General features: G+C 37.5%; 22 protein-coding genes. 3 read left to right on the plus strand and 19 right to left on the minus strand.

Annotation, left to right across the window (positions count from 1 at the left end; genetic code table 11):
• Position 1 precedes the first annotated feature (1 nt).
• The 17 genes from DIZ80_07610 to DIZ80_07690 all read right to left on the minus strand — a co-directional run bounded on the left by DIZ80_07610 (position 2) and on the right by DIZ80_07690 (position 16,255).
• The gene (locus tag DIZ80_07610) at positions 2–1,618 is read right to left on the minus strand and encodes a hypothetical protein (GenBank protein RDH83992.1); all 1,617 of its coding nucleotides are present in this window, start codon (positions 1,616–1,618) and stop codon (positions 2–4) included.
• 255 nt (positions 1,619–1,873) lie between these two features.
• Entirely contained in the window at positions 1,874–2,614 is a 741-nt protein-coding gene (locus DIZ80_07615; protein ID RDH83993.1) for an S-methyl-5'-thioinosine phosphorylase, read from the minus strand.
• Positions 2,604–3,209, minus strand: coding sequence for a hypoxanthine-guanine phosphoribosyltransferase (locus DIZ80_07620; GenBank protein RDH83994.1), 606 nt, complete (start codon positions 3,207–3,209; stop codon positions 2,604–2,606). The genes DIZ80_07615 and DIZ80_07620 overlap by 11 nt, the downstream gene beginning before the upstream one ends.
• Entirely contained in the window at positions 3,169–3,537 is a 369-nt protein-coding gene (locus DIZ80_07625) for a peroxiredoxin (protein ID RDH83995.1), read from the minus strand. The genes DIZ80_07620 and DIZ80_07625 overlap by 41 nt, the downstream gene beginning before the upstream one ends.
• The gene (locus DIZ80_07630; protein ID RDH83996.1) at positions 3,527–4,639 is read right to left on the minus strand and encodes a mechanosensitive ion channel protein MscS; all 1,113 of its coding nucleotides are present in this window, start codon (positions 4,637–4,639) and stop codon (positions 3,527–3,529) included. The genes DIZ80_07625 and DIZ80_07630 overlap by 11 nt, the downstream gene beginning before the upstream one ends.
• Before the next feature lie 47 nt (positions 4,640–4,686).
• Entirely contained in the window at positions 4,687–5,733 is a 1,047-nt protein-coding gene (locus DIZ80_07635) for a beta-N-acetylhexosaminidase (GenBank protein ID RDH83997.1), read from the minus strand.
• A 62-nt stretch (positions 5,734–5,795) separates the two neighbouring features.
• A complete protein-coding gene (locus tag DIZ80_07640) occupies positions 5,796–6,395 on the minus strand; it encodes an esterase YqiA (protein RDH83998.1) in 600 nt (199 codons plus the stop codon).
• A 147-nt stretch (positions 6,396–6,542) separates the two neighbouring features.
• Complete coding sequence (locus tag DIZ80_07645) at positions 6,543–7,022, minus strand: 2-C-methyl-D-erythritol 2,4-cyclodiphosphate synthase (GenBank protein RDH83999.1); 480 nt, start codon at positions 7,020–7,022, stop codon at positions 6,543–6,545.
• Positions 7,023–7,033: 11 nt separating this feature from the next.
• Entirely contained in the window at positions 7,034–8,830 is a 1,797-nt protein-coding gene (locus tag DIZ80_07650; protein ID RDH84000.1) for an ABC transporter ATP-binding protein, read from the minus strand.
• A 157-nt stretch (positions 8,831–8,987) separates the two neighbouring features.
• A complete protein-coding gene (locus DIZ80_07655) occupies positions 8,988–10,310 on the minus strand; it encodes a DUF58 domain-containing protein (GenBank protein ID RDH84001.1) in 1,323 nt (440 codons plus the stop codon).
• Between the two features lie 25 nt (positions 10,311–10,335).
• On the minus strand, positions 10,336–11,349 hold the full coding sequence (locus tag DIZ80_07660; GenBank protein RDH84002.1) for an AAA family ATPase: 1,014 nt from the start codon (positions 11,347–11,349) through the stop codon (positions 10,336–10,338).
• Positions 11,346–12,527, minus strand: a complete 1,182-nt coding sequence (locus DIZ80_07665) for a hypothetical protein (GenBank protein RDH84003.1) — start codon at positions 12,525–12,527, stop codon at positions 11,346–11,348. Before DIZ80_07665 ends, DIZ80_07660 begins: the two co-directional genes overlap by 4 nt.
• Positions 12,527–13,300: a hypothetical protein gene (locus DIZ80_07670; protein ID RDH84004.1), complete on the minus strand. Its 774-nt coding sequence runs from the start codon at positions 13,298–13,300 to the stop codon at positions 12,527–12,529. Before DIZ80_07670 ends, DIZ80_07665 begins: the two co-directional genes overlap by 1 nt.
• Before the next feature lie 34 nt (positions 13,301–13,334).
• Positions 13,335–14,162 carry a hypothetical protein gene (locus DIZ80_07675; protein ID RDH84005.1) on the minus strand — a complete coding sequence of 276 codons (828 nt, stop codon included), beginning with the start codon at positions 14,160–14,162 and terminating at the stop codon, positions 13,335–13,337.
• The gene (locus DIZ80_07680; protein RDH84006.1) at positions 14,149–15,174 is read right to left on the minus strand and encodes a hypothetical protein; all 1,026 of its coding nucleotides are present in this window, start codon (positions 15,172–15,174) and stop codon (positions 14,149–14,151) included. Before DIZ80_07680 ends, DIZ80_07675 begins: the two co-directional genes overlap by 14 nt.
• Positions 15,171–15,863 carry a hypothetical protein gene (locus DIZ80_07685; GenBank protein ID RDH84007.1) on the minus strand — a complete coding sequence of 231 codons (693 nt, stop codon included), beginning with the start codon at positions 15,861–15,863 and terminating at the stop codon, positions 15,171–15,173. The genes DIZ80_07680 and DIZ80_07685 overlap by 4 nt, the downstream gene beginning before the upstream one ends.
• 215 nt (positions 15,864–16,078) lie before the next feature.
• Positions 16,079–16,255, minus strand: coding sequence for a DUF1289 domain-containing protein (locus DIZ80_07690; protein RDH84008.1), 177 nt, complete (start codon positions 16,253–16,255; stop codon positions 16,079–16,081).
• 184 nt (positions 16,256–16,439) lie between these two features.
• Here DIZ80_07690 and DIZ80_07695 point away from each other — a divergent pair, with 184 nt between their 5' ends.
• Positions 16,440–16,730, plus strand: a complete 291-nt coding sequence (locus DIZ80_07695) for a hypothetical protein (GenBank protein ID RDH84009.1) — start codon at positions 16,440–16,442, stop codon at positions 16,728–16,730.
• A gap of 71 nt (positions 16,731–16,801) precedes the next feature.
• On the opposite strand, the gene DIZ80_07700 is transcribed toward DIZ80_07695, so the two are convergent.
• Positions 16,802–17,719 (minus strand): MBL fold metallo-hydrolase, encoded by a 918-nt coding sequence (locus DIZ80_07700; protein ID RDH84010.1) that lies wholly within the window; start codon positions 17,717–17,719, stop codon positions 16,802–16,804.
• A 164-nt stretch (positions 17,720–17,883) separates the two neighbouring features.
• On the opposite strand from DIZ80_07700, the gene DIZ80_07705 reads away from it, so the two are divergent.
• Both DIZ80_07705 and DIZ80_07710 read left to right on the plus strand, forming a co-directional pair.
• Entirely contained in the window at positions 17,884–18,186 is a 303-nt protein-coding gene (locus DIZ80_07705; protein RDH84011.1) for a hypothetical protein, read from the plus strand.
• A 22-nt stretch (positions 18,187–18,208) separates the two neighbouring features.
• A complete protein-coding gene (locus DIZ80_07710) occupies positions 18,209–18,478 on the plus strand; it encodes a hypothetical protein (GenBank protein RDH84012.1) in 270 nt (89 codons plus the stop codon).
• Between the two features lie 236 nt (positions 18,479–18,714).
• On the opposite strand, the gene DIZ80_07715 is transcribed toward DIZ80_07710, so the two are convergent.
• Positions 18,715–19,083 (minus strand): hypothetical protein, encoded by a 369-nt coding sequence (locus DIZ80_07715; protein ID RDH84013.1) that lies wholly within the window; start codon positions 19,081–19,083, stop codon positions 18,715–18,717.
• Positions 19,084–19,129: the final 46 nt, after the last annotated feature.

The following is a 19,129-nucleotide window of genomic DNA, read 5'->3' on the forward strand; positions in this document are numbered from 1 at the left end:
ACTAAAACCTGTATAAAAAGCTGACATGAGCTTTAATATCTCCTTTCTCAATTTCAGACGTTGTACCTAAGAGGGCATCTTCCAGTGCATAACCCGCATCCAGTTTTAATGACATCATTCTTTCATTGTTCCAGCGTAAACCAAAACCCACACTCGAAATATCAGTTGAATCTTCGCCACCAGCTTGAACATCATTTAGTTCTACTTTTGCATAATCTGTAAACGCCAGTAACTTAATATGATAATCAGTTAGTGGTTGAGATATAAATTCCAGACTAATTTCATTTCCCGTATCACCAAGAACGCTTCGCTCTTCATAAGCACGTACCGAATTTGACCCGCCTACTCCAAACTGTTCTCCAGATATAAGAACATCAGATGTTTGCTGCCCTTTAAACTTTGTAATAAATAAACTGCTATTAGAAAAACGACGTGAATAATTCATTGCATAATGAAGTGCTGACCAGTCTGAGGTAGCTCCCGTACGAACTGCAGCATAATCAGAATCTTCATTGTTACTACCGACAGAAACATTCGATTCATAATCAATGTGAAATCCAAAGCCATCGACTGGATACGTGAAAGCCGCATCATAAGCCAGCTTAACGGGTGACGAAGTAACATCAGTTCCGATAGGTGAACCAGCCTGAGTAATTTCATTATCATATAGTTTATGATTTAAACTAAAATCAATACTGTGACGATAATTTTCACTCCTGGGTAATGGGCGTGAATAAGATAACGCTATAACATTACCGCTACCCTTTACCTCTATATTATTTGCAACTGATCCAGATTCAACTGATGACGCCGATAAGAAAAGGCCCAGAGATGCACCATGGCCATACACTGGTAACTGGTAATTAAGACCAAACTGGTTAATATCACTTGGTTCTTCTGGTGAAGTTGTGTAAGTCACAGTCATGCTGTGATCCTTATCAAATAGATTATTATTCTGATAACCTAGTGACAGTCGCGACAATGCAGTTTCCTGTGTTCCCGCGTTACTTAGCAAAACAAAATAACTCTGAGGATTCACATCTCTTACATTTAATACAGCTGTCAGGGTTTCAGGTTTTTCACCAGCTTTAAACGAGAGTGTAGTTTCTTTAGCCGGGTTAGAATTAGCAAGCACCAGACTGGAAGAGAGAGCATTTAACTCTGGTACACTACCAGGTAAAAGCGATGGTAAGCTAGTTCGAATATTTTCATCTGAAAAAAACTTATTTCCTTCTACAATAGCTTCAGTCACTTTAAATGCACTGAATTTAAGTTTGATTATTCCATTTTCTAAAGTCTGCGCAGGTAAAGTAACTCTATAAAAAGTATAGCCCTGTTGTATTAGTTTATCTTCCAGTGTTTTCCTGGCTTCATATAATCCTTCCAGGCCACTATGCTTACCTATAAAAGGCTCTAATACCTTAATAGCCTCATCACCTAGAGGGTTATCACCTTCAATAGAAAAACCACTAACAGAAAATGTCAGCACATCCTCAGCGAGCGCTGAAGTTAGAAAGGCATAAAACAATGTAACAGCAAAAAACGCTGATATTAGAAAATTATTATATAAAAAATCAGGGCGTACAAATCTTTTACAGCTTATATTATGCAGTACCACATAAAATCCTTTTATTACTTTTTTATCATTTATCCTACATTAGTAACCCTATTCCTTATATAGGTCAATAATTTTATAAAAAACTTGATAAATGGTGAAAATCTGAGACTTACATTTTCTAGTTAATTAAAATATTAGTTATATAAAATCAACAAGATAGAAAGCTATTTAAAATTTAATTTTAACTAGTTATTATTCTTAGGCTGTTTAAAAAAATAAATGTAATAACTGATAAATAATACTATTCCAGCCAGTTTACTTTAGGATATTTTTTAATATTGAATGAATCTTAAGCATTCCTTTATCTACAATCTCCAACATTTCTTTATGGTCAATTTTTTTTGTACCCGCGCATCCTGCAGCCCAGTTAACTGATAATGCACAACAGGCATATTCCAGCTCTATCTCCCTCGCAAGAGAAGCCTCTGGCATACCTGTCATACCAACTATATCTGAACCATCAATCCTGAGTTTATTTATCTCTGCAGCTGTTTCAAGCCTTGGCCCCTGAGTTGCTGCATATGTACCGCCATCTATCGCATTATCAGATGCCAATAACAAACGACTACGAAGATCTTCTGTATAGGGCTCAGTAAAATCAATATGGGTTACCTGATCAAGCTCATCTTCAAAATAAGTATGTTTACGACTATAGGTATAATCAATAATCTGATCTGGAATCACGATAGTTTCAGGAGACATTTTTTCTGTAATCCCACCTACAGCAGCGACACCAATAACTTGTTTAACCCCACATTCTTTTAGTGCCCATAAATTTGCTCTGTAATTAACTTTATGTGGCGGTATATTATGCTGTAAACCATGGCGGGCTAAAAATATAAGCGTTTTATTTTTATATCGGCTTAGTATTAACTCAGATGATGGATCACCCCATCTGGTAACAAGTTTTCTACGTTCAAGCTCTTCAAAATCATCCAACTGATACAAACCTGTACCACCTATAATTGCTATGTCTGCTTCAAAGTTATTTTTCATCATTACTCACTGCATAGATGGCATTTAAATTTCGATGATAACCTTTATAATCCATACCAAAGCCAAAGACATATCGATCCTCTACTCTCATCCCGATAAAATCACTTTTAATCAAAGATTTTGGACGCGGATGATTTTTTTCAACAAGAACAGCAGAATATACATGATCTGCATTTTCAGACTTACAAAACTCAACAACAGCCTGAAGAGTATGACCTTCATCAAAAATATCATCGATAACTAACAGGGTTCTATTTTTTAATTCAAGCTGAGGCTTTACTTTCCACTGTAAATCACTACCTGTTGTTTTATCCCGATAACGGGTTGCATGTAAATAATCTAATTCAACAGGAAAATTTAATCGTGTTATTAACTGACCGCTTAAGATAAGACCGCCATTCATAATAGGTAACACGATAACCGGTTGGGGTGTATTTATAAGACTGGTATTAATTTTCTGCGCGAGTTCATCAATCGATTGCTGTATTTGATCAGCAGTATATATTAATTCTGCACTTTCTAAAATCTGTTTAGCTTTGCCATAATTTTTCATATCAATACGTAAATGTAACGACACTGTCATCCATTGATTCATTAATAATATAAGCACCACCTACCGTTTCATCAATTTCAGGAATAATATCATCACCCCAGAATTTCAATGCCGGTGTACAGACTTTAAATACAACGCCTGCCGATTTTGCCTGTTTAATATGATCATAAACACTTTTGCTATCTTCTTCTTTTAACACCAGCCTTTCTGCTTCACCAATCATTGCCAGTTGGCCTGCCTGTCCAGTAAACAAAACTTCAACATCATATTCCATTGCTGCAGCAACTGTCGCCTGCAGTAAAGGTGGCAAAATTTCTGCCGGTCGTGTTGTATCGACATTAGCAATAACGACAAGTAATTTATCGGCCATTTTCAGGCGCTCCTATTGGTTGCATGGTTTGTAAATGCAAGGTAGATGTTGGGAATGCAAACTCGGCACCATTTTTTTCTATAATCTCAACAATTTTTAATAATACGTCCTGTTTAATTTCATGAAACTGAATCCAGTCAGTTGTTTTAGTAAAAGTATATATAAAGAAATCTAGCGATGAAGCTGCAAAACTATTGAAATTTACAATCAAAGTCTGCTCATTATCAATATCAGGATGATTTTTTAACATGGTTTTTACCTGTTCAATTATAACAGCCATCTTACTAACATCATCATAACGAATACCCATTGTCTCTTTTATTCGTCGATTGGTCATTCGTGACGGGTTTTCTACTGAAATATTATTAAAAATAGAGTTCGGCACATAAAGTGGGCGTTTATCAAATGTACGAATACGCGTTAAACGCCAACCGATATTTTCAACGGTACCTTCTATTGATTTATCATCTGACCTAATCCAGTCACCAACCTTAAACGGGCGATCCAGATAGATCATTAAACCGCCAAAGAAATTTGCCAGTAAATCTTTCGCGGCAAAACCGATGGCTATACCACCGACACCACCAAAAGCTAGAATACCGGAAATACTATAACCGAGTGTTTGCAGCATAATCAGGCCACCGGTTATAAAAACTGATATTCGAACCAGTTTACCTATAGCCTGAACCGTATGTGTATCAAAATCATGCTCACCACTTTTCTGCTGATTCTGAATTAATATAGCTTCTGTGCCTTTTATAATTTGCAGTATAAAAAACACCAGAATAGACACAACACCAACGTCTCTAATGGGATCTATTGCACTAAAAATTAATGCATCATTCTGATTTTTGACAATTTCTGCTGCAAATAAAATACCTAACAACCAGATAAGATAACTTAGTGGGCGCCCTGCCGCACCGATCAACAAATCATCCCATGGATTTTTAGTTGAAGTTAATTTATTATGCAGCTGATTAAAAATACGTTTTTGAAAAAAGCTAATAATTAGTGTGACAAATACGATAATGAAAACCTGACTTATCCAGATCGAGTCTTTATCTATATTTAACTGACTTAATAATTGTTGTATATATTCCATAACTACCGATTTAATATTTCACTTTCTAAATTTGTGTATTAAAGCAACTAAACATCTAACTCAAGATTAGGTCCGTCGCCAAGTTGTTTTATTTTTTCAACCACTGTTTTCCATTGTGTTGAAGCCATTAATTCCTTTCTGCTTATATCTCCCCTGCCGTGCATTCTAATTAAACGCATTTGAGAAGCAGGATTAGAGTAATTTTCAAGCGACTCTAACACCTGTTGCGCTGCTTCGGAATGATTACAGACCAGAACCATATCGCAGCCAGCGTTTAATGCTCTGTCTGCACGTGCGGCGAAATCACCGACTACACCCGCGGCTTCCATGCTCAGGTCATCACTAAAAATAACACCTTGAAAATTTAATCTCTGACGTAGAATTTCCTGTAACCAGATATGTGAATAACCAGCCGGTTTATCATCAATAGCCGGGTAAACAACATGAGCCGGCATAACGGCTGCCAGCCCATAATTAATCATTCTTTCAAAAGGAATGACGTCTTCCATCATAATATCATTCAAAGATCGCTTATCAACAGGATGCGCCGTGTGTGAATCTTCTTTAACTGAACCATGCCCGGGAAAATGTTTACCTGTCGCTTCCATACCGGCCTTATGCATACCCTGCATATATTCATGTGCTAATTCAGCAATAATTTCAGGCCTGGAATGATACGCCCGATCACCAATAACACCACTTAAACCAATACCAATATCCAGTACCGGTGCGAAACTCATATCTATACCCACTGCACGACATTCTGCAGCCATTAACCAGCCGCAGTCACGAGCCAGTTGTTTTGCCTGTTTTTTATCATCCGCATACTGCTTACCATAAACAGCTGCTGGCGGGATATGCGTAAAGCCTTCACGAAAGCGTTGCACACGACCACCTTCATGATCTACGGCAACCAGTAAATGAGGCGTGCGTAATGCATGAATTTCCTGCACCAGGGCAGCAATCTGTTCAGGTGTTTCATAATTACGGGTAAACAGAATAACACCACCGGTTTGCGGGTGGAGCATCATCTCACGTTCTTCCGGGGTAATGAATGTTCCGACAAGGTCAAGCATGACCGGGCCAAGTGACATTTAGATTTCCTTAAACATTATTTTTATGGGTTAAATTATACAGCAATGATAGAAGACCGGCTTCAGGAATAGGCTTTTAAACAGTTAATACCACAAAAAGCCAGAACGGTTTCAAGGTGGCGATCAAATTCAATAAACTCATGCCCTCCGCCCTCTTCAACAATTGAGGGTACTGCAGCATATTTCTCCAGCGCCTGATTGTAATCCAGCACTTCATCGCCTGTTTGAACCATCAGTAAGTAACGGTCAGGCTTGGTTATTTCCTTAACTCTATATTTTTTAAGCTGTTCAACGTGCTCCATCGTCAGCATATATTCTTCACCAGTATAGATATTACGATTAAAACCCAGGTAATCCTCAAATAATTCGTAAGGTTTCACGGCAGGGTTAATCAGTACAACTCTGCTATCAAATTTTTCAGCCAGCCAGGTTGCATAATACCCACCCAGAGAACTGCCGATAAAACATAGTGGACGCATAGCATTATGTTGCTGATATTTTTGAACAATCTTAAGTAACTGATCAGTGGCAACAGCCGGATCAAATGACAACGCCGGAATTTCCAGTATATCGGGCATATTTATTTTATCCGCGCAGGATTTAAGCAGACTTGCTTTATAAGACTCTGGAGAACTATTAAATCCGTGAATATAGATCAGCATAACTACTTCTGTATTAATAAGTCATTTACTACGGCCCTTTTCCCTATGAATTTAAAACCATAGGTTAACTTCGAGTATATAAGATAATTTTTAATTGTCTGTAGTAACGCACTGATTTTTTACTATTAAATGTGAATAAAGTGAAAATTAAGCGTTTTTTTCGATTAAACAAACTGAATGCACTGCAATACCTTCTTCTTTGCCAATAAAACCCAGTTTTTCCGTTGTCGTTGCTTTTACATTAACCTGAGATATATCAGCTTCAAGGTCCGTCGCCAAATTTGCTCTCATTGTTTCAATGAAGGGTGAAATTTTAGGTGCCTGAGCAATAATAGTTACATCAATATTAGATAAATTAAAGCCATCTTTAATTACAAGTTCATACACCTTCTTTAGTAAATCACGACTATTAACACCTTTATAGGCACTATCTGTATCTGGGAAATGATGCCCTATATCTCCCTGAGCTATCGCCCCAAGTAATGCATCACAAACAGCGTGAATAAGCACATCACCATCAGAGTGAGCTTTAAACTGTTTCTGGTAAGGTATTTTTACCCCCGCGAGAATAACAAACTCTCCGGGCTCAAATGCATGCACATCATATCCGTGACCGATTCTTATCATAATGACCTCATCTACTCGGTGTGAGCTCCATAAAGCTGCTTATACACACCATCACGCTGTACCATTTCTTCATGAATACCCTCATCAATAACCTGGCCATCTTCAAAAACATAAACTCTGTCTGCCTGTTTAACTGCACTTAAACGATGTGCAATAATCAGTGTAGTACGATTTTTTAAAAATTCGTGCATTGCCGTATGCAATTTAGATTCGGTTTCTGTATCCAGAGCTGAAGTCGCTTCATCTAAAATCACAATCTTAGGCTGAGATAAAACCAGACGTGCAACTGCAATACGTTGACGCTGCCCACCGGATAACCTCACACCATTTCGACCCACAATCGTATCTAGTTTATCAGGCAAATCCTCAATGGTTTTTCTTAACTGAGCCACATCAAGCGCATCCCATAAATCTTCATCTTTATATTCCCTACCCAGACTTATGTTATTACGAACTGTTTCATTAAATAATGCAGGATGCTGTAATACAGTTGCTACATTTTCACGTACTACATCTAATCCTATTTCAGTAACATCAACACCACCAAAATATAACTGGCCTTCAGAGGGTGTATACATTCCCAGCAGTATCTGTACAAGCGTCGACTTGCCTCCACCACTGGCGCCGACTATAGCCACCTTTTCACCTGCTTTAATATCTAAGGACAAACCATTTAATATCGGTTCACCCTGCGTATAACTAAAATGAAGATTTTCAACATGTAAACCAGTGCTTTCATTATTTTCAAATGGATTACTTACATGTTTGTACTGAGGTTCAGTATTAAGATCTAATAAATTATTTAACCGTCCTATCGCTGCATTAGCTGAATAGTAGCTATATTGCATACTTAGAATTTCCTGAACGGGTGCCATCATAAACCACAGATATGCATATACAGCAAACATCTGACCAATAGAGAGATCAGAAAAAATAACCATCAACATGCTAACTGCACGAAACACTTCAAAGCCCATCAGAAAAATAAAAAATGAAACTCTATTTGCCGCATCACTTTTCCAGCTAAAAGAAGATGAATGGGTTTTAATGCCACGGGCTTTATCAACTACCCGCTGAATGTAATGTCGCTCTCTATTAGCCGCCCTGATCTGATGGATACCATCTAGTGTTTCACTCAATGACTGCTGAAACAGTTCAAAAGCTGAATTTTCACGGCGCTTTAAATGTTTTACCTTGCGGCCTAAGACAGTTGTAAAATAAATAACGACCGGATTCATAATCAAAATAAACAATGCCAGCTGCCAGTGAATCCATAAAAGGATTACCGCGACACCGACAATTGACAATGCCGCCACTACAAACTTGCTCAACGCACTACCAATAAAATTATCAATAGCCTCAACATCAGTTACCAGATGGGAGGCAACCGTGCCACTGCCCAGGGCTTCATACTCAGACATAGAAACAAACTGAAGTTTTGTTAATAATTTAAGTCTGATTTGATAGGTAATTTCTTTAGCAATCTGGGTAAACTTGAAAGTCTGCCACACCGCTAGCATCATTGCTGATAAACGTAGCGTAATAGTCAGAAACATAATCATGACGATATAAAAAGCCGGACCCCACCAGTTTTCAGGAAATAACGCATTCATACCCGCTATCAGGAAACCCGGCTTTTCTAATAAGACTTCATCAACAAGAAGTGGCATTAACATGGGTACAGGCGCACTTAAAACCGCTGCAAAGATGGCGATTAGATTTGCCTGCCACAAGCTGCGTTTATTTGATTTTGCTACTTTTAATATTTGAGACCAGCTAATACGGTCTGTTAGACTTTGTTCACTCATAAATGAATATTACAGCATCGTTCTATAGTAAGTATGATTTTTATCAATTCACAGAATTGAGCAGCGAAACAGCCAAATTAGCAAACGAAGACATGAATATATTTAAGTCAAACATAACTAACGACAGTGAAACACACATATTTGTTATAAAAAACACTCATATCTGACCTGAAGACTTCAGATCCAGATAAGTATTAGTTAACGACAGGGCCAGGTCCTGTGGCAAGACATCAAGCGTATTGATACCACTGTTTCTTAACTGCTTTACCAGTAAGTTACGCTTAGACTGATATGCATGAGTTGACGCTACAGTCAGTGCATCCTGCAAATTAACAACCGGTTGCTCCAGTCGATCTACTACTGCCTGCTCCTGTAAACTGGCCACAACGACTTTATGATATTTTTTAAGTAAATGCACAGCTGCTTTTAAATCATCACAGTCGTCATCACGCAAATTCGTAAGAATTAATACCAGAGAGCGCTTGCGTTGTCGCATAATTAAATCACGCGCACCTGATGAATAATCCGGCGCGGCAGAACCGGGCTGTAAGTCAAAAACACCATTTAGTAGCGAATTAATGTTTGCCACACCTTTAACTGGTTTAACCCAGCGATGCTCATCATGACTAAAAGTAGATACACCTATTGAATCTCCCTGCCTTAATGCAACATAAGACAACAATAAGAGAGCATTCAAACTATAATCAAAATGCGATAGATCCCCATCCTGAGCCAGCATACGATGTCCACAGTCCATCATAACGATTATTTGCTGATCCCTTTCATCCTGATACTCCCGGGCAATCATTTTTCTCATGCGGGAAGATGCCTTCCAGTCTACTTGTTTTATGCTATCACCATCTCTAAATTCACGAAGCTGATGAAAATCCATACCCTGCCCACGTCGCCGATGTTTTAAGATACCCATCATGCTCAAATGGTTTTCAGTTGCCAGCAACGCATATTCAATTACCGGTGCATAGTTTGGATATACACGTACGTCGTTACTCACTGGTAATGGGTGTTTATATTGCCAAAGCGAAAATGGTGACAGAATAAGACACTCTATCTGAGTAAATTTAAACAAACCCCGTTTTAACGGTTTTAAATAATAGGTTAACTGCGCAACTTCATTTACATCCAGAAGCAGACGTCGAGGCAGGCCTTTGACCTCAGATTGCTCGGGAAAATGATCATAAACATCAATAATTATATTTCTGTTAGCAGAATTTTTTACATTCAGCCTTACCTCTTTCATTACCCCTACTGGCAGTGAATTTGATATCGTTCTTTCTATTATTGGTGCAGGTATTTTATAAACCTGAAACAAATCAAATATAGAAAACAAAAGTAAACCCATAACAGAAATAAACCAGAACATTTCAATTTCTGGCCAGATACTTGAAATTAACCCAAGTAACGCTAAAGCAACAGCTAATTGCATAAGACGAAGGGCTGGTTTGAATTTAATTTTTTTCATGTATGACAAATAAAGTGTATTAGCATTACTTACGTGGTGCAGAAACTTTTTCTAACAATGCAGTAATCACTCTATCGGAATCCATTCCTTCAAGTTCCATCTCAGGAGACAAAATCACACGATGTCTTAGTACCGGTAAAGCAACATGTTTTACATCATCCGGAGTAACAAAATCACGACCCTGCATTAATGCATAAGCGCGTGCACAACGCACAATAGCAATTCCTCCTCTGGGCCCGGCTCCATTTGATATACCTGGCCAGTCACGGGTTTTTCTTGTAATTTCTACAGCATAATTTGAAACTGCTTCATCAACTGATACATCCGATGCCTGCCTCTGTAAACGAACAATATCTTCAGGGTTAAACTGTTGTGCAACATCATTAATTGAAAACTGATCTCCTACCTGATTGGTTGTTACTGCTTTTACCATTCGATGCTCTTCATCCGAATCAGAGTAATCGATTTTTATTTTTATAATAAAACGGTCAAGCTGTGCTTCCGGTAATGGATAAGTTCCTTCCTGTTCAATTGGGTTCTGAGTTGCCATTACCATATAAGGCTCCGGCACCGGCATCGCTTTACCTTCAAGCGTTACCTGATGTTCCTGCATCACTTCTAATAAGGCAGACTGGGTCTTAGCCGGTGCGCGATTTATTTCATCCGCAAGTAACAGATTAGTAAAAACAGGACCTCGACGCACTCGAAACTTGTTTGCTTCATTATCAAACATAATATGCCCTGTAATGTCACTGGGCATTAGGTCAGGTGTAAACTGTATTCGAGAGAATTGACCATTAATCGATTTTGCTAACAACCTGACCAGTAGTGTTTTCCCTAAGCCGGGAACGCCTTCAACTAATACGTGACCTGCAGCAATCAATGCTATCATCACCTGATCAACAACATCCTCCTGACCTATAAACACATTGTTAATCTGCTGCTTTAATTGTTGAATAAGCTGCGAATCAGCTGAAGAAGCATTATTTAATGGCTCTAATTCATTCTGTTTATTTTCAGGGTTATCGTCCAGACTCATAAACTTTTCCTCAATTTTTCAAGTATCTTAATCTTATTTATAAAATCATTAACTGTTTCAATTTCAGTATCAAACAACGCTTTTTCAATTGACGCTGATTCTAGTTTGCTAATTTCAGTAAAATGTAAAACCTGACTCTGTTTACTTAAATCAGACCATTCAGGATATTTAAGCTTTACCTGAAGACTCAACTGTTTGCGAACCTCTGATATAAGCTGATAATAGTGCCCTTCACGCCAGTGATAATTACCAGAAGCGGTAAGATGATTTAAAAACTGCCTTCTAACAGGCTGATGTATATTTATTAATGGCCCAAAACGTGGAATCAACATCCATAAAACAATAACACCAAGTGCAAAAAGAGATAATACTAATGGTTTCGCATTTTCCCACAACCATTGCATAAGTGACATCTGGTCCTCATAAAGCGAATAATAAAAAATTCCCGCCTCACCTGAGAACAACTGATCATTGGTTAATGAAAATAAAAATGCTGCATGATCATATTCGACAATATACTCATTTCTAAATATTCTCATATCAGACAGTAATGTAAGCCTGCCATTACCTACTTTGACCTGTATAGCATGTACCCTGTCCTCATCTTCAATAGACCAGATAATTTCAGAATCAAATTCCGATGTACTGGATACAACCAGATAATCGTCAAAATCTATATGCCAGAAATCATCTTCATCACTTATTGCTATATCAACCGGCTCATCGTCCTGTGTGGAATCTTCATTGAGAGATTGACGTTCTAAATATAAGCCCAGTTTTTCCAGGATATGATCACGTCGACTCGATTCATTTTCCGTATCCGGTTGTCCTGTAATAATTAAATGCCCGCCTCTTTCAACCCATTCGAGCATTTCTTCGGATCGACGGGTATCAAATGCAAGACGCACACTGGGTATAAGCAATGTATCATTGATATTTAACCGGGTTTGTTTGCTGCTGAATAATTTAATTTTTTCAGCTTTCTGCCCCATACGTAAAAGAAAAAACTCTGCCGCCAGGTAAGCGTTTGTTTTTGCTTCTCCCTGATAACCCTTATCTTCTTCTACAATACGATACTCAAGTTTTGTATAGAGCCATCCCGCAATACCTATAACCAATAATGTTAAAACCACATATAACAACGTATCTGAAGTATTTTTATTTGATGTTAAGGCCATTAACTGACCTCCTTATTAACGGAAAAATACTGATTCCAGTCATTGCATATTTCTGAAAAAACATGGTCATGCGGAAAACGATGAGCATAAGCGATACTGACCCACTCGTTAGTTAGCCTTGTGAATCTTTCTATACGTTCTTCAACAAAAGCAGAATCAGTCGCATGAATTTCAACTTCAGCACCTGACCGACTATTTAGCTGTAACTGACGAATACAATCCTGTTCAGTTGCTCCGGGTGGTAATTCAAATCGGTATTGTTTAAATAACACAGATAATGAACCGCGATACAATAAACTGACTGCTTCACGATACTTATTTTGCTGCCACAACTGCTGCGCTACTTTTTCAATGTCATCAGGTAAGCTTTCTTTTCTTATATCCAGACCAAATAACGTTTCAGGTAACACCTGCTCATCTTTCTGCAAACCATTACCCTGTATCAAGTTCAACCAGTACTCTCGATATCGATAAAGATAAAAAATAATTAATACAGGCACCAACCAGAGAGCGGCCTCAATAATCATACTGATAAAACGCACAGCATCACTTAACCAGCCAAGATCAGGGTCAACATCAATATCCTCTTGCTTTTCAGTCTCTTCAAAACTCCATATTTTTTCTTCTTTAATATCAGTAAAAGGCTCATTGGAAATTATATCGTTTATAATTGATTTAGATTCTTCAATTTCTTTTCGCTCACTGAAAACGGCAGGTCGCTTGTCGACTTTATCAGTTGAATCAACTTCATCTGCTAACGCGTGATTCAGCATGAACACACACATTAGAACAAATAAGTTCAGCCCCTTAGTCACGCGCATTACCCGTATCAATTACTTGCTGATCAATTTCATTTCTATCCCTGCCTTTATAAGACTGAAAATGAGGATCATTGAGACGTTGAGCAAGTTTTTTAAAGTCCAGCTCTATATCCCACCCTTCTAGTTGCGTTCTTCGATTAAGATAAAGCATAAAACCTGAAGCCACATAAAAGGGCTCCAGTATAAAAAGCGTAATCGCATATAAAATTGAACCAATCACAAACCAGAGAGTTTGATCATTTGAATCTTCAACTATTGAATTGAAATATTCTACGGTTGTATCGGGTGCAATAAAAAACAAAAGAACATAAAGTGTCATTAAAACAACATATTCAAAATGCACACCAATAATCGTCAACCCCATTGAATGAGACCCTGCAACTCGATGTAAAGACTCAAGTCGTTTTTTTCGTTTACTACCTGTCAAACCTTCAAGTAAATTAACCGGCATATTAAAGGATCTGGATGGGGATAAACGCCAGAAAAAAAATGTCGTCCGTAAACCGGTTTTTAACCACTCCCCCATTGATGAATACACATCAGATGCGCTCAGGTATTCACCAAAAATACCACGACTTATAATATGTAAAATCATACTTTCATAAACCGGTTTAATTAACCAGAGAAAGATACTGCCAAAATACCAGTAACCCTGATATTCAGCAAAAATGACGAAGCATAAAACACCGGACATTAATATTAGCCATGGAAACAAAATAACCGGCCACAATTTACGCATGACCATAACACCCAGATCCATGGCTTCCCACGGTGAACGCTGCCTTAATGTTATAATTATTTTATCTAATTGCACGCTGACGTCCCACAAAGATAAAATACACAAAAAGTAACAACCAGTTTATAACACCTACCACATACTTGAGCATTGACGGAAGATCAGACATAGATGACCAGTACGCTTCTATAAAGGCTGCGATAATAAACATACTCGCTACACCGTACATCATAAACACCGCTTCACGTGCATTATCAATTAATGATCGTATACGACTTTTTCTACCTGGACTTATTATTGAAAATCCCAGCTTAAACCCGGCTGCACCGGATAAAACAATAGCCGACAATTCCATTGCACTATGACCTGAAACAAATGGCCAGAAAGTCGAACCATATCCAATAAAGGTCAGGTAACCCGCAACGCCGCCAATTGTCAGCCCATTAAAGACAAGTGTAATAATTGAACCTATGCCAAACAGTAACCCACTTGCAAAGGTTCTCAGTCCGATTCCTGTATTATTAAAAATATAAAAACCAAACATTTCAAAATCCGTTCCCGAATCTCTATTACGTCCAATCTTATCCTGTGATGGATCATACATCGATTCCATCTGCGCCAGCTGTTCTCCTGAAATAACGGTATAAACCATATCAGGATAATACTGCAAGGTAATCAGCATACCGAAGAAAGTACCAAAGAATAAAATAGATGATATCAAAACCCAGTGCCACTCTTTTCTAACTGACTGTGCAAAACCTGAGGTAAAATAAATTAATATAGATGTTAATAAATGAGTTTTGCGTTTGTAGTAAATTTGATGCGCATTAATGACCAGCTTTTCTAAACGGTCAACTAATAACGGACTGTAATGACGTGAACGAGATAAAGACAGGTGGTGACATAATAAACGATAGTTTTCAGGAAAGTCCTCACCTAAATCAGACTCTGCTTTAAGTCTGTTTTTAAACTTCTGGATTTTTTGTTTAGTTTCACTGTTAACAGGTGTTGATTCAGTATTTATTAGAAGTTTTTCTTCTAAACCAAGCCAGAAAGACTCATATTTTTTTTCAAATTCAGTCTGTTTCATTTTCTGCCTATTAAGCCATTCGCTATAGCCAGTAACTTATCTTTTGTCATTCTATTATCAGGAATATCCAGCGGGTTTAAAATTTCAGCCAGTTCATGCATACGCTCTTCTGATAACTGTCCAGATCGCTCTGCATAATGAATAATAGCCTGCTGCTCCTTAAGATTTAAATTAAAAGCCGGTTTGGCAGCTGACTGCTCGGGGATGTTCTGCAAACTAGTAGAGTTATTGTAATAAACGACAATTGTATCCGCTGCCAGATCGCCAAGGCGTTGAAATCGATCATTCATTAACATTGAAGTAAAACCAAGACCATAAAAGAACGGTAAAAAATCTACTGTACGTAAAATGTTGCGCAACATAGAAGGAGACCAGCCAACAGGTGTACCGTCACTATTAAGCACCTGAATATTTAGATACTTCTTACCCGGCGTCATGCCTTTAAACAGAACTTCAAATAGAACTGGATAAAACCATTCAATAAAAAAGAATGATATCAACATCAGCCCAGAACCAAAATCCCCCAGTAAACCAGTAAGAACACCTAAAAAGCCATACAATAAACCGCGAATGAATAAATCAATGATCCAGGCAACACTGCGTGGCCATACACCTGCAATTCTTAGATGGATATCAACCCCTTCAGGCGTTTGAATGGTATTTACTGAATCAAGTAATTTAGATTCCATTTAAAATTATTGCCCCCTTAAACTGCTGCCCCATTAATATGTCATTTCTCTCAGACATGAAACATGGGATCGATTTTTTAATTTATTATCAAGGTAAATCGGCTGAATTCCTGTGGTCGGCACAGATACTAGCATCATAGTAAGTATTATTACGATATATAACCCGGGCGTAATTACCTTTAAAATTGAATCAGATTTTTAATCTATGCTTATGTTTAAAATCGTAATGGTTTTTTTCTTAATGCCGCCCTTCTTAGAATATCCTTTTTTTCACTAATTGAGGAAGCCTGCCACTGCATAATTTCTTCAAGTGTACGACCACAACCTATACATATATCCTTTTTATCCAGACAACAATTACGCACACAAGGTGATTTTATTATTTGGGACATAAGATATTCTAACACCCTCAAAACTACAATTTCGAAATAATATTAGTATTTTCAGTCAATTAGCTACTAATCAGCCGATAATTAAGCCTAAAGCTCTTAATATATGTCAATTACATATATTAGTATTTAATAATATACTTCTTAACATGCTAAATTATAGATAGGAATGATTATGTGTATCAAGATGAAAGATATGAATGAGCTGGGAACCGTTAAAGCACTAATGTCTATGAGCCTGTATTCTATTATAGAGGATATATTTGATATTGATCAGAGTGATATTAAACTGAGTTTTGATTTACGTTCTGACCTGAATATGAGTAATTCTCAGGAAGCGTTACTGGCAGATGCAATAGCTGATTATTTTGACGGCATACAGCCTGATCTTAAAGAAATTCAAACACTGGACAACCTGTTTGATATGGTCGTTGAAAAAGAATTTAGTCATATACCTGATGAAGCATTTTTAATGTAATAAATTGAAGCAGAGTTACAGATCCCGATTATAACCTGGCCTGTAACTCGCCCTTGTATTTTTAGGTGATACTAATGCACTGGCATCGAAGAATGTAATACCTTAAGAAACACTTCTGGACTAAGAAATGCCTCTCCCCATGCTTTATCCAGGTCTGCATTTGGTTTTAAAGCAACAATCTGTTCCAGAGTTTTTCCTTCATCCATCAGTTTCTGCATCCTGTCTCGTACTGTAATCAACATATCACGAAATACTTTTAAAGATTTTTTATCTGCCAGAGGCCCATGACCAGGTATTATTTTAGTTTTATCATCTGCAATTCCCAACACAAGATCAGCTGCTTTAATCATACCATGCACACTTCCTTCACTTGATGCATCTATAAATGGATATAAGCCATTAAAGAAGGTATCACCCATATGTATCACATTGGCATTTTTAAAAAATACCATACTGTCTCCATCAGTATGTGCATGACTATGATGTCTTACATCAATTTCAAGCCCGTTCAAATGAAACGTGACCGCGTCATTAAATGTAATAACCGGTAGTGCGACTTTTGGTGCAGCAGGTACCTTTTTATTAAATGCCTTAATAAAGCCATCTTTACTCATACGCTCACGAACATTGTCATGAGCAACTATAACAACGCCATCATTACCCAGGTTTTCATTTCCACCGGTATGATCATAATGCCAGTGTGTGTTGATCATAAAACGTACAGGTTTATCTGATATTTCAGCAATGGCCGCTTTAATCTTTGCTGTTAATGGCGCGAACTGGTCATCAATTAGAAAAATCCCATCGTCTCCAACTGAAACACCAATATTTCCCCCCATTCCCATCAGCATATAAATACCATGGCCCAGACCTATCGTTTTAATTTCCACCTTACTGAATTCATCACCCGCTTCTTCCGCAGACACTGTAAATAAGGGGGAAAAAAGCACCAGAAAGAACGTGATTGTTAAAATATTAAATTTTCTCATTTTAATTATCCTTTAGATAAAGCTTATATAAATATAAGCATGGAGGGGTTATTAAGCTTACACCACCAGTAAGAAGAATTACTATCTGAATATATTAAAAATATTGACTAAGCTATAGAGTATAAAATATTCTGTAACCTGACTAAATCTAAAGAGAGAAAACCATGGTATTAGGCTTACTACTCATCACCAACGGTTATAAAGAAGATGTAATCGGGCTTATTAAAGCCGGACTTAATAAGGGCCACACCGTAAATGTATTCATGATGGATGAAGGTGTGTTTTATTGCCAGGATAAAGATATTGTCGCGCTCAATGACTCAGACAAAATAAGCATGAGCCTATGTGACCGTAGCTGCCACTTAAGAGGCATAACCGCTGAAATGATTCCACAAAGCATCACTGAAGGCAGTCAGTTACAAAACGCCATGATGCACAATGCTGCTGACCGCATTATTAATATCTAACAGGGTAAACCCGGGATAACCTATGAGTAAAATTGCTGTTTTAATAAATGAACGACAGAGTGAAGCTATTCGCATGAGTTCTGGCATTACCCTGATGGACGATGAAGTTGATCTATTTTTCATCGATTCAAAACTTGATGATTCTGAAGAAGTGGAAATGATGATGGAGATAGCAGGTGAAATGGAGTTACCCATGTACAGTAATGTAACGACAAACGAACAGATGACTCAGCTATCAACTAGCGATATTCACACCAAACTTCTAGATTATGATCATATCATTGCCTATTAATTAACGGATAAAATAATGAAATTACTCTACATTCTTAAAAAAGAACCTTCATCGAGCTTTAAAGACATAATAGAAAGCCACAAAGAAAAAGCTGATGTCACGATTATTGATATGCGTGAAAATAAAAACTACGATGAAATAATAGATCTGGTTTTCTCAAACGACAAAATCATTACCTGTTAATTTTTAATCTCTGCTAATAAAACTAAACTGTTATCCTGTTTAAAACCGGGCTATTATTTTGTACATGGAAATGCCTGCATTAAAGCTGGTACAACCGTTTTTTTAGCCGCTTCACTCAATTGATTCTGGTGCGCCTGTGAATAAGCAAGAAATGATCGTTTAAGCACCCGGGTTATAACCCCTTTACTCATATTTTCTGGTAGACATACGGTATAACCATTTAAATTATCAGCCACTCCTTTTAAATAACCGAGACACAAGCCATAACGTACACTGTTAACAGGATCACCCATCATCGCTTTATGTTCACTTAAACAGGTATCAAGTATTTCAACACCTGTCTCTTCACCAGCAAGCACTGTTGAACTGAAGCATAATACAATATAGCATTTTTTATAAAATTGTATTTTCATATGAATCATTCAATCTGGTTAAGGCATTTTAATACCATTTGTCATGTAAATTATG

The sequence above is a fragment of the endosymbiont of Galathealinum brachiosum genome, assembly GCA_003349885.1.
In the GTDB taxonomy this organism is placed as follows: Bacteria; Pseudomonadota; Gammaproteobacteria; order SZUA-229; family SZUA-229; genus SZUA-229.